The sequence below is a fragment of the Mesorhizobium sp. M0408 genome (assembly GCF_040321495.1).
Taxonomy (GTDB): domain Bacteria; phylum Pseudomonadota; class Alphaproteobacteria; order Rhizobiales; family Rhizobiaceae; genus Mesorhizobium.
Window position 1 is genome coordinate 70,458 of record NZ_JAMYRO010000002.1, and the last position, 14,600, is coordinate 85,057.

The 14,600-nt window shown below is 61.1% G+C and carries 11 protein-coding genes, 1 tRNA gene and 2 pseudogenes; 10 read left to right on the forward strand and 4 right to left on the reverse strand.

The features are described 5' to 3' along the window. Window positions 1-16: 16 nt before the first annotated feature. The 3 genes from NKI67_RS02480 to NKI67_RS02490 all read left to right on the forward strand — a co-directional run bounded on the left by NKI67_RS02480 (window position 17) and on the right by NKI67_RS02490 (window position 2,342). Entirely contained in the window at window positions 17-844 is an 828-nt protein-coding gene (locus NKI67_RS02480) for a transporter substrate-binding domain-containing protein (protein ID WP_352644377.1), read from the forward strand. A 68-nt stretch (window positions 845-912) separates the two neighbouring features. After that, a complete protein-coding gene (locus tag NKI67_RS02485) occupies window positions 913-1,629 on the forward strand; it encodes an amino acid ABC transporter permease (RefSeq protein WP_023679367.1) in 717 nt (238 codons plus the stop codon). A gap of 20 nt (window positions 1,630-1,649) precedes the next feature. After that, on the forward strand, window positions 1,650-2,342 hold the full coding sequence (locus tag NKI67_RS02490) for an amino acid ABC transporter permease (protein WP_023679368.1): 693 nt from the start codon (window positions 1,650-1,652) through the stop codon (window positions 2,340-2,342). Window positions 2,343-2,535: 193 nt separating this feature from the next. Here NKI67_RS02490 and NKI67_RS02495 read toward each other — a convergent pair. Continuing rightward, window positions 2,536-2,617 (reverse strand) — tRNA-Leu (locus tag NKI67_RS02495). A 218-nt stretch (window positions 2,618-2,835) separates the two neighbouring features. On the opposite strand from NKI67_RS02495, the gene NKI67_RS02500 reads away from it, so the two are divergent. The 7 genes from NKI67_RS02500 to NKI67_RS02530 are packed head-to-tail and all read left to right on the forward strand — an operon-like array spanning window position 2,836 to window position 10,507. Further along, window positions 2,836-4,050 (forward strand): ROK family transcriptional regulator, encoded by a 1,215-nt coding sequence (locus NKI67_RS02500; protein ID WP_352644380.1) that lies wholly within the window; start codon window positions 2,836-2,838, stop codon window positions 4,048-4,050. Further along, entirely contained in the window at window positions 4,047-5,306 is a 1,260-nt protein-coding gene (locus tag NKI67_RS02505) for a M20 family metallopeptidase (RefSeq protein ID WP_352644382.1), read from the forward strand. The genes NKI67_RS02500 and NKI67_RS02505 overlap by 4 nt, the downstream gene beginning before the upstream one ends. Window positions 5,307-5,339: 33 nt before the next feature. Then, a complete protein-coding gene (locus NKI67_RS02510; protein WP_352644384.1) occupies window positions 5,340-6,401 on the forward strand; it encodes a substrate-binding domain-containing protein in 1,062 nt (353 codons plus the stop codon). Between the two features lie 60 nt (window positions 6,402-6,461). Beyond that, window positions 6,462-7,523: a substrate-binding domain-containing protein gene (locus NKI67_RS02515; protein WP_352644386.1), complete on the forward strand. Its 1,062-nt coding sequence runs from the start codon at window positions 6,462-6,464 to the stop codon at window positions 7,521-7,523. Between the two features lie 35 nt (window positions 7,524-7,558). After that, window positions 7,559-8,533 carry an ABC transporter permease gene (locus NKI67_RS02520; protein ID WP_352621950.1) on the forward strand — a complete coding sequence of 325 codons (975 nt, stop codon included), beginning with the start codon at window positions 7,559-7,561 and terminating at the stop codon, window positions 8,531-8,533. Window positions 8,534-8,545: 12 nt separating this feature from the next. Continuing rightward, complete coding sequence (locus tag NKI67_RS02525) at window positions 8,546-9,745, forward strand: alanine racemase (protein WP_352644388.1); 1,200 nt, start codon at window positions 8,546-8,548, stop codon at window positions 9,743-9,745. A 9-nt stretch (window positions 9,746-9,754) separates the two neighbouring features. Then, window positions 9,755-10,507 carry an ATP-binding cassette domain-containing protein gene (locus tag NKI67_RS02530; RefSeq protein WP_352644390.1) on the forward strand — a complete coding sequence of 251 codons (753 nt, stop codon included), beginning with the start codon at window positions 9,755-9,757 and terminating at the stop codon, window positions 10,505-10,507. Window positions 10,508-10,611: 104 nt separating this feature from the next. Here NKI67_RS02530 and NKI67_RS02535 read toward each other — a convergent pair. The 3 genes and pseudogenes from NKI67_RS02535 to NKI67_RS02550 all read right to left on the reverse strand — a co-directional run. Continuing rightward, window positions 10,612-12,030, reverse strand: a pseudogene (locus NKI67_RS02535) (transketolase-like TK C-terminal-containing protein); the annotation flags it as partial. Beyond that, window positions 12,003-13,439, reverse strand: a pseudogene (gene traG, locus NKI67_RS02540) (IncP-type conjugal transfer protein TraG); the annotation flags it as partial. The pseudogenes NKI67_RS02535 and traG, both read right to left, overlap by 28 nt. 796 nt (window positions 13,440-14,235) lie before the next feature. Continuing rightward, complete coding sequence (locus NKI67_RS02550) at window positions 14,236-14,493, reverse strand: hypothetical protein (protein WP_352644392.1); 258 nt, start codon at window positions 14,491-14,493, stop codon at window positions 14,236-14,238. Window positions 14,494-14,600: the final 107 nt, after the last annotated feature.

Sequence of the window (14,600 nt, forward strand, 5' to 3'; positions counted from 1 at the left end):
AGAAGGGAACCAAGAAATGTCTGCTATCAAATCCAATTTTTCCCGTCGCTATGCCTTGGCTGTCGCTGGCAGCATCGCAATTGCCCTTGCAACCGCAGGGATCAGCTATGGTCAGACCGTTCGCACGATCAAGATCGCGACGTCTGCCGAATCCAAGCCGCTGGCATGGGGCGCGATCGGCGTCGAGCCGCAAGGCTATGAGCCCGATCTTCTGAGAGCGATCAACGCAAAGCTCCCGCAGTACAAGTTTGAGATGGAAGGTGTTTCGGATATCGCGCAGGAAACCGGCCTCGCCACGGGCAAGTACGACATCGCGGTCGGTGGCTACTACAAGTCGCCTGAGCGCGCCAAGCAGTTCTTCATTCCGGAAAACCCCATGGGCGCCAGCCTGATGAAGATCTACAGCAAAAAAGGCAGCGGCATAAAGGAAATGAAGGACTTGGTCGGCAAGAGGATCGTTCCGACCACGGCCGGCGGTGGAACATACAAGTTCATCATGAATTGGCAAAAAGAAAATCCACAATACAAGCTTGAAGTAACGGCATCTAGCGCCGGTATTCCCTATCCGAACCGCCTGGACGAAGTTCAGAACGGCAAATTCGACGCGCTTGTCTTGCCGTCTAATCTCGGTGAGCAGACCGTCATCGAGGAAAAGAAGCTCGATATTGTGGCATCCGATCCGGTCTTCAGCAACAACACCTACATGCTGATTCACAGGTCGGACGAAAACAAGGTTTTAGCCGACGACGTGAACAAGGTTCTCAAGGAATTAAAAGACGATGGCACGATCGAAAAACTCTCGCAGAAATGGTTCGGCGAGGACATCGTCAAATACATGAAGTAACAGGACCTTTCGCCACACTATAGCGATAGCCAGCGGTAAGGCTGAATTGAAAGAAGGAGCGTTTCAAAGTGGATGTTTCTGCTATGATTCCCGAGCTGCTCTCGGCGTTGCCGCTGACGCTCGCCATTACCTTTACGGCCATGGTCGTCGGCTTTTGCTTGGCTCTCGTCGCGACAACACTCCGGGTTCGGAGGATACCGGTAATCAGTCATCTGACTGACCTCTACGTGTCCTATGCCCGGAGTGTTCCCGTCGTCCTGCAGTTGTTCGTCGCGTTCTATGGGCTGCCCTTGTTGGTGATCCTGTTCGGCGCCAAGGATTTTATTTCTGCAACGATCGCTGCGATGGTGGGGCTGAGCCTCTATCATGGAGGGTATCTGTCGGAAGTCATGCGACCTGCATACCTGGCCGTCGATCGCGGCCAGCATGATGCGGCCGACAGTCTGGGATATACCTTCCGCCAGAAAATCACCCGCGTCGTTGGCCCGCAAGCGGTGCACTTCGCATTGCCGGGCTATGGAAACTCCATCATCTACCTGATCCATAACGTTGCGCTGGTCATGTACATCGGGGCTGCGGACGTGATGGCGACCGCGCACTTGATCATGGAGCGCGACTATAACCAGTACCAGTTCGAAACGTACCTCGTGCTGGCGGTTATCTATTCGCTGATGTGCCTTGTCGCGTGGCTCGTCGTGCGCTTCTTCGAGCTCCGCTCCCCGATGCAAGCGCCAGAGACAACGACAACAGCTCAGATCAAGAACGCGGCCGTCGCGAGCGTGTGACGTAACGAGGGTATTCGACCATGTTTGATACCGACATTTTGCTCCAAGACTCGCGGGAAATTCTGGGCGCCGTACCCGTAACGCTTGCCATGGCGTTCACGATTTTCGTCCTGTCGACGATCGTCGGCAGCCTTTTTGCGCTCGTCGAACATAGGCGGATCCCCGTGCTGCGAGAGCTCATCATGGCCTACAAGGTCGTCTTCAAGGGCGTTCCGATGGTGATCGTGATTTTCCTCGCCTATTTCGGTCTGCCCCCGGCACTCCAGTTCCTGCTCTCGTTGCTCGGGATCAACTTCAACGCCCACGAAACGCCCAACTGGGTAATCCTTGTCATTGCAGTCACCGGTTGTGTTGCGGCGTTCCAAGCGGAGATCATCAAAGGAGCCCTCAACGCCTTCGATACCGGTCAGTCGGACGCCGCCCATTCGCTGGGCTATACAAGCGGCCAACTGTTCCGACGGATCCTATTTCCCCAGGTGGCCCTCACCGCAATTCCAGACCTGACAACCTCGATGATGGTGATCATGAAGGCGCTTTCCCTCGGGTTCGCCATCGAGGTTGTCGACATCTTCGCCCAGTCCCAGTTGACCGCCGCGCTGAATTACTACTACCTCGAAGCGTTCGTGATTGCCGTCGTGATCTACATGGTGATTGCCTATATCGTCACACAGATCGCCGACAGACTGGAGCAAGCCCTTAGGGTGCGAACGTGAGGGCAAGCATGTGGCACAGGATAGCCAAGCTTCGGATATCGAGCCGCACCTGGGAGGCAATTCTTTTGGGGATGAAAAGCTTGAGGCGAACCTCAAATAGCCGATGTAGGTACTGGTGATTTGACGCGATTCCGTGGATAGCGGTCCTCCGCCATCACCATCCCGCCCGACGACGCTACGATGTGCATGCTCGGACGGGTGGTCGGAATCGAACCGACACTCCTTTCGGAACTGGATTTTGAATCCAGCGCGTCTAGCAGTTTCACCACACCCGCAAGGTGCTATCTCATTGACCTCTTAACGCTCTCATACTGCACCTAGGTAGAAAGTGGCAGTTTGAGAATTAGGCGGCCGTCAACTCCTAACCTATTGAACTCTAATCCTATTGCCCTGCGTGCTGAAGCTAGACGCATCCTGATTTTGAGCGGCCAGTTGACGGCCGTCCAAAATGATTATTAAGTTCGGTCATAGAACGAATTAATCGGAGCTGCTGTTGAACGACTTGCCGCGCATTTCTCGTCAGTTCTCGCAGCGCTCCGTCATGGAGGCGATCGTGCAAGGCGGGCCGATCTCGCGCGCTTCGATCGCAAAGCAGACCGGCTTGTCCAAGCAGACAATCTCCGAGATCGTCAGGACACTCGAGCAGGAAGGCTGGGTGCAGGAGACAGGGCGCACGAGCGGACATGTCGGACGCACGGCTGTCACTTACGAACTCGTATTTGACGCGGCCTACATCGCGGCCGTCGACCTTGGCGGCGCCAAAGTCCGGGTCGCCCTCACCGATCTTGCCTGCCAGATATTCGCGGAGGAAACGGCGCCGACCGATCCTCGGGGCGGACAGTTCATCGTCGACCAGATCGTGGACCTAGCGCTTCAGGCGGCCGAGAGGCACCGAATCTCGCGCACAAAGATAAGGCTGGCGGTGATTGGTGTTCCCGGCGCACCCGACAAGAAGACGGGCCGCGTCCTGCTTGCCCCGAATATTGCCGGCTTTGGCACGATGAATGTCGTTCGCGCTTTCGAGCAGGCATTCGGGTTTCATGTAGTGATCGAGAACGATGTCAATCTGGCGGTGCTCGGCGAGAACTGGCAGGGGTGCGGCCGCGGTATCGACAATCTCGCCTTCATAGCGCTGGGTACCGGTATCGGCAGCGGCCTCATGGTTGGAGGCAATCTGGTGCGGGGCGCCAGCAATGCAGCCGGCGAGATGGGCTTTTTGCCGATTGGCGCCGATCCTTTCGCGCCGACATCGTTGCGCGCCGGCGCTTTCGAGCGCGTGGTCGCAACCAACGCCATGGTTGAACGCTACGCAGCGCTGACGGGCAACATCGTCAACGTGCCGACGATTTTCCACAGTGCATTGGCCGGAGACAGGCATGCCGCGACGGTGCTCGACGAAACCGCGCGCTACCTGGCGCAAGGCATTGTGGCCATAGCGGCAATTGCCAATCCGCAAAAGGTCGTCCTGGGCGGCTCGATCGGGCTGCGGCCGGAAATCCTGTTGCGCGTTAGGGACCTGCTGCCGCGCTGCTTCCCCTATCCTATCGCCGTTGAGGCCAGCGAACTCGGGTCGCGGGCAGCGCTCATCGGCGCTGCCGCCATCGGGCTCGGCCAGTTGCACAACACACTGTTCGGCGTCGACGCGCCCGACGGACGCATTTCGCTTCCCCCAGCCAGTTCGGCCGTGCTGCGCGAGGCCACGCTATGACCGCCTCAAAGGACATCACCGCCCGCTTGCGCGCCGCCCTCGATTGCGACGCAGCGGTGGAGCTTCTGCAGGGGGCAATCGGCCGCGAAAGCATAACCGGTCACGAAGAAAACTTTGTCGCCTTCCTTGAAGACCGGATGCGCGTGCTTGGCTTGAGCGAAATTCGGCGTGCGGAATTCGCGCCCGGCCGGCCCAACGTCTGGGGTGAGCGCAAAGGTGCCGGCGCCGGCAAGCGGCTGCTCTTCATCGGCCACACCGATACGGTCCATGTCGAGGGCTGGCGCGGGCACTGGGCTGGCACCACCAAGCAGGATCCGTTTGCCGCGCCAATGATCGACGGGCAGATCTGGGGCCGCGGCGCCGGCGACCTCAAGGCCGGCATCTGCTCCGCGCTATCGGCACTCTCTCTGCTCGACACCGCCGAGATCCAACTGGCCGGCGACGTTGCCTTTGCCTTCGTCGGCGACGAGGAGAGCGGCCAGCCTGGAACCGGCGTCTCCGCCGGCATCAAGGACTTCGTCGGCCGCATCGAGAGAGGCGAAGTCGTGGCGCCCGATTTCGTCGTCTATGTGGAGCCTACCCGCCTTTCGGTTTATCCGGCCCAAATTGGCTTTTTCATTAGCGACATCACCATCACCGGACGATCAGCCTATTTCGGCGTACCCGAACTCGGCAAGGATGCCTTGCGTGCAAGCCACGCAGTCATGAGCGCGCTGTGGAAGCATTCGGAAGATGTTGCAACAAGAGCCGAGCACCCGCTGATTGGGCGTGGCTTCCTGCTGATCACCGGCCTTGCGGGCGGCGGCTACATCGCGGTGCCCGAACGCTGCACGTTGTCGCTGATCCGCAAGCTGTTGCCCGGCGAGTCGCTGGACGAGGCCGCCGCCGAAATCGAGGCAGTGGTGCGCGGCGCCATCACCGATCCCGAAATCATGTTGGCGTTCGCCTATCCGGCAGGCCGCGATCATCCGCTCGGGGGTAACGCCGCCGAGATTGCACCCGACAGGCCGGAGGTCGGCGCTCTTGCTGCCGCCATGGCCCGATCGATGGCTGGTCGCGGGGCCATCGAAGGCGCGCCATTCTGGTCAGAGTCATCATTTTTTACCCACCGGCTCGGCATCCCCGCCGTGTACTGCGCGCCAGGCGACATTCGCAACTGCCACACCTTCGACGAACACGTCGATGTCGAGGAATATCTGGCGGGCGTCGTAGGCTTCGCCCGGTTCATGGTGGAGTATTGCGGCGTTACGGAATGAAGGACAACTGAGAGCGAAAATGGGAGAACTACCATGCTGATAGACAGACTTGTTGCTACAGCACTTGCAGGCAGCCTTATGCTGTTGGCCGGCGGAGCCGGCGCACAGACAGTGGGACCGAGCGGCGAGACGGCGACACCCAGCGCCGAGGTTAGATTGTCGGACGCAGACCTGGCCGCAGTAAAGGAGAAGGGCTACAAGGCGGCGCTGCTGTGGCACACCTCCTCAGACTTCACCAATGCGGTCACGTCCGGTGCCAAGGATGAATTTGCCCGTGCCGGCATTCAAATCGTCGCCACCACCGACGCGGGCTTTGACGCCGCGCGCCAGCGCAGCGACATCGAAACCGCGCTCGCGGCGAAGCCAAACGTCATCCTGTCGCTGCCCCTCGATCCGGTCACTTCGGCCGAGGCGTTCCGTCAGGCGCTCACCGACGGCACCAAGCTGGTATTCCTTTCCAATCTGCCGAAAGGTTACAAGCACGGAACCGACTATGCCGCCATCGTCACTGACGACCTGTTCCAGATGGGCAAGCAGGCGGCCGATGCACTGGCCAAGGCGCTCGATGGCAAGGGCAAGGTCGGCTACATCTTCCACGACGCCAGTTACTATGTGACGAACCAGCGCGACCAGGCTTTCAAGACAACGATCGAGAAGGATTATCCCGGTATCAAGATCGTCGCCGAGCAGGGGATCTCCGATCCGGCGCGGGCAGAAGAGCTGGCCAGCGCCATGCTCGTGCAGCATCCCGACCTTGACGGCATCTACGTCACCTGGGCCGAACCGGCCGACGGCGTGCTGTCGGCCTTGCGGGCAGGCGGAAATACCAAGACCAAGATCGTTACGCTCGACCTCGCCGAACCGGTCGCGCTCGATATGGTCAAGGGCGGCAACGTGACCGCACTGGTGGCCGACAAGGCGTATGAGCTCGGTCGCGCCATGGCCGCTGTCGGCGTCAAGGCGCTGCTCGGCCAGGAGACGCCGGCCTTCGTCGTTGCCCCGGCGCTTACCGTGACCAAGCAGAACGTTGCGCAGGGCTGGAAGGACTCGTTGAACCGCGACGCGCCGCAATCGGTGCTCGACGCGGCCAAGTGACAGGCGAATGCCCGGCGGCCAATCAGGGCCGCCGACACCATAAAAGCAAGGGAAACTGACATGCGCACAGCAATTGGAATGTTGTCGGCACTGGTAGCGCTCGTCGCCGCCAACGCCTTCGCAGCTGAGGGCACCACCACGGGACCGAACGGGGAAAAGCCGACGCCGGCAAAGAGCGTCGTGCTCACACCAGCTGAGGAGCAGCAGATCAAGGACGGCAAATACACCGCCGCGCTGGTCTGGCATGAGATGAGCGAATACACCAACGCGGTGAACAGCGGCGCCCAGGACGAGCTGAAGCGGCTCGGCATCAGGGTGGTCGCTCAGACCGACGCTGGCTTTGATGCAGCCCGGCAGAAATCCGACGTCGAGACAGTACTCGCCAAAAAGCCGTCGATCATACTGTCCCTACCGGTCGATCCCGCAAGTGCGGCCACCGTCTATGATCCTGCGCGCCAGGCCGGCGTGAAATTGGGATTCGTCGACAATTCGCCGGCAGGCTACGTTCAGGACAAGGACTATGTGACCATCGTTTCGGACGACCTTTTCCAGATGGGCAACAAGGCCGGGATCGCAATGGCCGACGCGCTCGGCAAGCAGGGCAAGGTCGGCTACATCTTTCACGATGCCGATTTCTACGTCACCAACCAGCGCGATGGAGCATTCAAGCACACGATCGAGCAGAACTATCCGGACATGAAGATCGTGGCCGAGGCCGGAATGGCCGACCCCGCGCGCAGCGAGGAAATCGCGCAGGCGATGATCACACAGCACCCAGACCTCGACGGTATCTACGTTACCTGGGCTGAGCCGGCGCTTAGCGTGCTGTCCACATTGCGGGCGGCCGGCAACAGCCACACCAAAATCGTCACGCTCGACCTGAACGAACCGGCGGCATTGGACATGGTGAAAGGCGGCAACGTTGCAGCACTCATCGCAGACGAAGCCTACGACATCGGCGTGACGCTGGCGCGCGCCACGGCCGCCTCGTTGATCGGCAAGAAGGCCGCGCCGTTCATCGTGGTCGATTCCCTCGCCGTCACCAAGGACACTGTCAAGGACGGGTGGAAGCGGTCCCTCAACAAGGACGTGCCCGCGACCGTCGCGGCCGCCATGAAGTAGCGGCAGACAATGGCGCCCCGCCGGAGGAAGTGAGAATGTCGAGTATCAACACCAGCCCCGGCCGGGCAGCGAGCTTGGTCAGCCGCTTCAACCTGCAGCAATATGTCGTCTATCTCGGATTTCTGGCGATCTTCCTGTTCTTCGCGATCGTACTGAAGGACAGCGGTTTTCTGACGGTCCGCAACCTATCGAACATCGTGCTGCAGACGGCACCCGTGACGATCATGGCGATCGGCCTCGTCTTTGTCATGTCGGCGGGCGAGATTGATCTTTCGATAGGTTCGATCGTTGCCGTGGCAGCCCTTGCCGCCGCGGTGGCGATAAACGCCTACGGCTTGTTGGCCGGGGTGCTGGCCGGCCTCGGCGCCGGCCTGCTGATCGGCCTGCTCAACGGCGCCCTCGTGGCTTACGTCAAGTTGCCTTCATTCCTGGTAACGCTGGCGACGCTCGGGTTGTTTGCCGGGGTATCTCGCTCGATGACCGATTTGCGGTCGATCCCGGTCACCAACGACGCCTTCACCGGCTTCTTCGGCTCGGGTTCTTTGCTGGGTGTCCCGTCGTTGATCTGGTGGACGGTCATTGCCGTTGCGATCGCGCATCTCATCTTTCGCGAGACGCGCTTCGGCGCCCATGTGCTGGCCACCGGCGACAACAGCCGTGCCGCCAGTGTTTCCGGCATCAGCGTGGCGCAGATAAGGCTGGCCGTTCTGACCATAAGCGGCGGGCTCGCCGGCCTTGCCGGGCTGCTCTATGCCGGCCGGCTGCAGGCTGCGAAATACACGCTCGGCGAAACCGACCTTATGACGGTGATAGCGGCCGTCATTGTCGGCGGAACCCTGCTTAACGGCGGCAAGGGATCGATTGTCGGTGCGCTGGTCGGCTCGCTGATGATGGGCATGCTGAACAACGGCCTCATCCTGATGGGCCTGTCCGTCTCGGACCAGATGATCGTGCGCGGCTTGATCATTCTTGCGGCCGTCGCCGTATCGCTGCGCGAAAAGTCCCGTTGAAGGAGTTTTATCATGTTCCTCGATGTTCTGCGGCGCCGCAATCCGAGCTTTGTAGAAAGCGCCACGCGCCTGCACCAGGAAGGAAAGCTGCCGGCTAATTCCTATGTGCTCGACCTCGATGCCGTCGAAAGCAACGCTCGGGTCCTGAAGCGCGACGCCGACCGGTTCGGCCTGAAGATTTTCGCCATGACCAAGCAGGTCGGCCGCGCCAGTTCGTTCTGCCATGCGCTCAAGCGTGGCGGCATCGATCAGGCCGTTGCCGTCGACATGGCCTGCGCGCGGGCAACGCACAGAGCCGGCCTGAGGCTCGGTCATCTTGGCCACCTGCAGCAGATCGCAAGGCACGAGGCCAATGCGGCGGCCAAAACGTTCAGGCCGGACTATTGGACCGTCTTCAACGACACCAAGGCTGAAGAAGCCGCTGCCGGCGCAAGGCTCGCCGGGTACACGCAAAACCTGCTTGCCCGCATCCGCGCCGATGGTGACGTTTTCTACCGCGGCCACGAAGGTGGTTTTGAGGCGGCCGATATCGCCGCGGTCGCCGAAAAACTGGATGGTCTCGACGGCGCACGGTTCGCTGGTATCACCACCTTCCCGGCGCTGTTGTTCGACCAGACCACGCGAACGGTCCTGCCGACACACAATCTGGCGACACTGGGCAGAGCTGCCGAAGCGCTCGCCAAGTCCGGCCGCAGCAACATAGAGGTGAACGCGCCCGGCACAACGTCGAGTGTCCTGATTGGCGCGCTGGCCGAAGCCGGCGCCACGCAATGTGAACCGGGCAATGGCTTGGCCGGCACCACCGCGCTGCACGTCATGGAGGATCTGCCGGAGCTCCCTGCCGTTCTGTATTTGACCGAGGTCTCGCATTTGTCTGGCGGCAAAGCCTACTGCCTGGGTGGCGGCTTCTATATCGATCCGATCTTTCCGGACTACGAGGTGAAGGCAATCGTGTCCGCAGAACCCACCACGGCCGCCGCCGCGCTCAGAAGCGTCGAGGTGCCGCCGCCTGCGGCAATCGACTATTACGCAATGATTGACGCTAGCGGCGCCAATGCTCCACGCCCCGGCGACACGGCGGTGTTCGGCTTTCGCGGCCAGGCGTTCGTGACCCGCGCCTACGTGGTCGGCATCTCCGGTGTCTCAAAGGGGGCGCCCCAAGTCGAAACGATCGAAAACGGTTTTGGCGAAACCGCTGCCTGGCCTGTCTAGGAGCAAGTGATGAACGCGACCACGACCGGCACGCCCCCTGTTTTGCAGCTGCGCGACATCCGCAAGAATTTCGGCGGCCTCACCGCCATCGAAAATTTCTCGCTCGAGCTCTATCCCGGCGAGATAGTGGCGTTGGTCGGCGATAACGGTGCCGGCAAGTCGACGCTGGTCAAAATCGTGACGGGGGTGCATGCTCCGACATCCGGGACGATCATCATCGAGGGGCAGGCGGTGGCAATGTCGAGCGCCACCATGGCGCGCGCCCACGGCATTGAGGTGGTCTATCAGGACCTGGCGCTCGCCGATCAGCAGACCGTCTACATGAACATGTTTCTTGGCCGCGAGCCGGTGAACCGCTTCGGCCTGCTCGACCGACGCCGGATGATCGACGACACCGAAAAGCTGGTGAAGGATCTCGACGTTCGCATCCCATCGGCTCACGCCACCATCCGCGATCTTTCGGGCGGGCAGCGCCAGGGCGTGGCGATCGCGCGCGCCACGCACTGGGCAAGCAAGCTGATCCTGCTCGACGAGCCAACCGCCGCGCTCGGCGTTGCCGAGACCGCCAAGGTCGAGACGATTGTTCTGTCGCTGAAGCAGCGCAACATTGGCGTGCTGATCATCAGCCACAGCCTCGACCAGGTGTTCAGGCTCTCAGATCGGATCTGTGTTCTGAGACGTGGCAAACAGATCGGCGTGCGCAGGACCTGCGAGACCGACAAGAACGAGATCGTCGCCATGATCACCGGGCTTCAGCACTAGCCCGGTCCGACAGAGGCGCGCCGTTCAGATATTGCGTTACCCGAGCAGCGAGTGGGATGACTTCAGATCCACGATCAGGCCTCGGCCAGAGAATGTCGCCAGCATCAATCTAGAGCGCGCAGATAGCGGATGGGGCGGCCACCGGCAATCCGGTCGGCCGCTGTGGCTATGGAATTGGCGTCAATGCCGAAGTGGCGGTAAAGGTCGCCGATCGTGCCCGACTGGCCAAAATGCTCGACGCCGAGACTGCGCGTGCGATGGCCGTAGACCGAGCCCAACCAGCCGAGCGCGGCCGGATGGCCGTCGGTGACGGTGACGATGGCGCAATGCGCCGGGAGGTCGGCAAACAACCTTTCGACATGGCTCCTGGCGTGAACAAGGCCGCGTTCGCGTGCCCGGCTCGCGGCAGTCCAGCCTGCGTTCAGCCGATCGGCCGAGGTCACCGCCAGGAGACCGACATCGCGACGGTCCTCCGCCATCATGCCGATAGCCTCGATGGCCTCCGGCGCAACCGCGCCGGTATAGGCAACAATCACTTCGGCATTGGGACCCGGAGGCCGCAGCCAGTAGCCCCCGTCGACGATGTCCTGCTCGAGTACGGGCGTCACGCTACGCGTGATCTGCTCGACCGGGCGCGTCGAGAGCCGCAGATAGACCGAACCGCCCGTCTCGTCGCGCAGCCACGTGCGCTCCGACTGCACGGCGTCGCCGTCGCGCTGCATATAATCCAGCGCAAAGCGCATGATGACGCCCAACTCGTCGACGAAAGCCGGCTCGTAGGCGGCAAGCCCGTCTTGCGCTATGCCGATCAACGGTGTGGCGATCGACTGATGCGCCCCGCCTTCCGGCGCCAATGTGACCCCGGACGGCGTGGCGACCAGCAGGAAGCGCGCGTCCTGATAGCAGGCGTAATTGAGCGCATCGAGACCGCGCTGGATGAACGGATCGTAGAGCGTGCCGATCGGCAGTAGCCGTTTGCCGAAAATCGAATGCGACAGCCCAAGGGCCGACAGCAGGATGAACAGATTGTTCTCGGCGATGCCGAGTTCGATGTGCTGGCCGGAGGTGCCGAATTCCCATTTCTGCGCCGAGGCGATGCGTTCGCTGCGGAAAGTGTCGGCGAGTGACTGACGCGCGAACAGGCCGCGCCGGTTGACCCAGGGGCCGAGATTGGTCGAAACCGTGACATCGGGCGATGCCGTGACGATCGCGTCGGCGAGCGGCCCGCCAGCCCGCGCAATCTCGTCCAGAATTCTGCCGAAGCCGACCTGCGTGGAGACGCTGCCTTTGGCTTCCGCGACGAGACGACCAGGGACCACGATGCGCTGGGCGCGCCGGCGCCGCTGGCCCTTTGCCGCGAACGGAACGGCATCGAGGAACCGTTGCAGCTCCAAATCCCCAACAGGCAATCCCTCGAAGGCGTTCCACTCCCGCCCGTCGCCGACCGACATCGAGGCGCGGAGGACCGCCATCTGATCCCTGGTCATCAGGCCGGCGTGGTTGTCTTTGTGGCCGGCGAGCGGCTGGCTGTCCGCTCGTCATTGGTGGCGAAGCTTACCCGTACGTGACAATTGTCGAGGATGGAATTGTTCGGTCCGTAGGCCTTCTCGATCTGATTGAGCGATTGTGCGATCAGGAACGACTTGATGCCATAGCCGGCCATGAAGGCCAGCGCGCTTTCGAAGAAATCAAGCCGGCCGAGCGCCGAGAACTCGTCGAGCATCATCAACAGACGCTGTCGATGATCCTTCGCATGGAGATCTTCCGTCAGTCGGCGGCCGATCTGGTTAAGCACGAGGCGGATTAGCGGCTTTGTGCGGCTGATATCCGATGGCGGCACGACCAAATAGAGGCTCGTCGGTCTCTCCTCGACAAGGTCGGCGATCCGCCAGTGGCAACATGAGGTCACCTTGGCCACAACCGGATCGCGGTAGAGGCCCAGAAAACTCATGGCCGTCGAGAGCACGCCGGAGCGCTCGTTTTCGGATTTGTTGAGCAGTTCTCGGGCAGCCGACGCCACGACCGGGTGCGGGCCGGCTTCGCCCAAATGCCGGGTCAGCATCATGGCGCGCAACGTCGTCTCGATTGGCCTCTGTGGGTCGGAGAGGAAGTTCGCCACGCCGGCAAGGGTCTTGTCTTTCTCCGCATAGAGCACATGCAGTATGGCGCCGACCAGCAGCGCATGGCTGGTCTTCTCCCAGTGGTTGCGGCGTTCCAATGTGCCTTCCGGGTCGACCAGGACATCCGCCACGTTCTGCACATCTCGAACTTCCCGCTCGCCTCGTCGCACCTCCAGCAGAGGGTTATAGGCCGCGGATGCGGCATTGGTCGGATCGAACAGAAGCACCCGGCCGAAACGTGTCCGCCATCCGGCCGTCAGTTCCCAGTTTTCGCCTTTGATGTCGTGGACAATTGCCGAACCCGGCCAAGTCAGCAGCGACGGCACGACCAAGCCAACACCCTTGCCGCTTCGGGTCGGCGCAAAACACAGCACGTGTTCGGGACCGTCATGGCGTAGATAGTCGTGGTCGAGCTTGCCGAGCACCACGCCATCAGGACCGACTATGCCTGCGGCTCTGATTTCGTCTCGCGTCGCCCAGCGTGCCGAGCCATAGGTCGCGGAGTCCTTTGCCTCGCGCGCGCGCCATACCGACATCCCGATCGCGGTGGCGATCGCCATCAGGCTGCCGCTTGCCGCAATCGCCGCGCCCTCAACAAAGACCTTCGGCGCGTAGGCGTCATAGAAAAACCACCACCAGAAAAATGCCGGCGGGGGATAAATGGGCTGTCCCGCCAGTTCGAACCAGGACGAACCGAGTTGGCTCTGAAAGCCGAGCCGCCATGCCGTCCATTGTGTCGCTGCCCATGTTGTCACGAGGACGAACCCAAGGGTGGTGAGGACCTGTCCCCACAAAATCTTGGTTGCCGGCACTTGTCGTTTCTCCGATCTGAATCACCCGAACAACGAAGAAAGACCGAGTGTCGAGATATGCAAGCGGAAGGAGTTGTCAAAAGCGGCAGGACGTACTGTGAGATAGAAAGACTTGCAGAATTCGGTGCGAGACTTATTTGGAAAGTATTTCACTTGGGCAGAGAGATCAGAGTCGGGTCGTTGCCATTGCGCCACCATGGAACAATCGTGACTGTTCTCATTCTGGTGGTCGTGAAGGAGATCAACTAAATCGCAGATCTGCACAACTATCCCACTTGCGCCTCGAATGGGAAAGGGGTCCGACACCTGGCACATGGAACGTCCGGCCCAGAGCCGCTCGATCTCTTGTGCCCGATCGCACTGTCTGCCGACGACCTGATCACGTGCAGCCGCGCATAAGATCGGCAAATTGCAAGATGATCGCGGCTGCGGTGGCTATTTGTCGACGAAAGCCGGCTGCAGGACCGTCGCTGGTTCTCAATGGAGACTGCCGCAACCGCGCCAAAGCGCGACGTTATCGGGAACGAATCCGTGCGTTGGGTTTAGCTCCGCTTCGCAGCGCGCTGGAGGGGCGCCTACGTCGATTCGGATCCGACGCTCGCAAGCCGGCAATGCTGGAAGACCTAGCTGCCAGCCGCCGGCGCTGGGCCGCCCTGCCCGTGCTCGATGCTCGCAGCGCCGACGAGATCATCGGGGGCGCGGCCAGCAAGGACGCTTAGTGCGCAATCGATAGGACCTCCTCGCAACCCCGTTTGGACATGGACTTGGAATAGCTGAAAAACGCTCTCGACAGCCGTTATTTGGACTGGCGCGCGGCAGCGATGGCCTGCAAGAGATTAATGCTGCTCATGTCAGGTTGACTGGATGCGGCAACAGCCAGTGCTGCGGCATCGGCCATTTTCGCGACGTCGTCGCTGCTGATGGTTCCGCGCTTTTCCAGCAGGTTTAAAAGTTCGACAACGAGAAGGAAGGCGTTCACGCCATACCGTTCGGCTCTGAGCTCGAATTCGCCCCGCGCCAGTTCCTCCGAGTCTCCCTCGACCCTTTTGTCCATGATTTGGTCGCCTCCCGTCGCGGCAAAGCTATCATAAATTAACAACGTGTTCTAAATCCTCCTCCATCTGGAAAAACCCGCCGTGCCCATGAGCACGGCGGGTTGAT

Bases quoted from the DNA above. Each gene is read 5' to 3' on its own strand.
- NKI67_RS02515 (WP_352644386.1), top strand. From the start codon at position 6,462: ATGCGCACAGCAATTGGAATGTTGTCGGCACTGGTAGCGCTCGTCGCC.
- NKI67_RS02520 (WP_352621950.1), top strand. From the start codon at position 7,559: ATGTCGAGTATCAACACCAGCCCCGGCCGGGCAGCGAGCTTGGTCAGC.
- NKI67_RS02550 (WP_352644392.1), bottom strand. From the start codon at position 14,493: ATGGACAAAAGGGTCGAGGGAGACTCGGAGGAACTGGCGCGGGGCGAA.
- NKI67_RS02530 (WP_352644390.1), top strand. From the start codon at position 9,755: ATGAACGCGACCACGACCGGCACGCCCCCTGTTTTGCAGCTGCGCGAC.
- NKI67_RS02505 (WP_352644382.1), top strand. From the start codon at position 4,047: ATGACCGCCTCAAAGGACATCACCGCCCGCTTGCGCGCCGCCCTCGAT.
- NKI67_RS02490 (WP_023679368.1), top strand. From the start codon at position 1,650: ATGTTTGATACCGACATTTTGCTCCAAGACTCGCGGGAAATTCTGGGC.
- NKI67_RS02510 (WP_352644384.1), top strand. From the start codon at position 5,340: ATGCTGATAGACAGACTTGTTGCTACAGCACTTGCAGGCAGCCTTATG.
- NKI67_RS02525 (WP_352644388.1), top strand. From the start codon at position 8,546: ATGTTCCTCGATGTTCTGCGGCGCCGCAATCCGAGCTTTGTAGAAAGC.
- NKI67_RS02480 (WP_352644377.1), top strand. From the start codon at position 17: ATGTCTGCTATCAAATCCAATTTTTCCCGTCGCTATGCCTTGGCTGTC.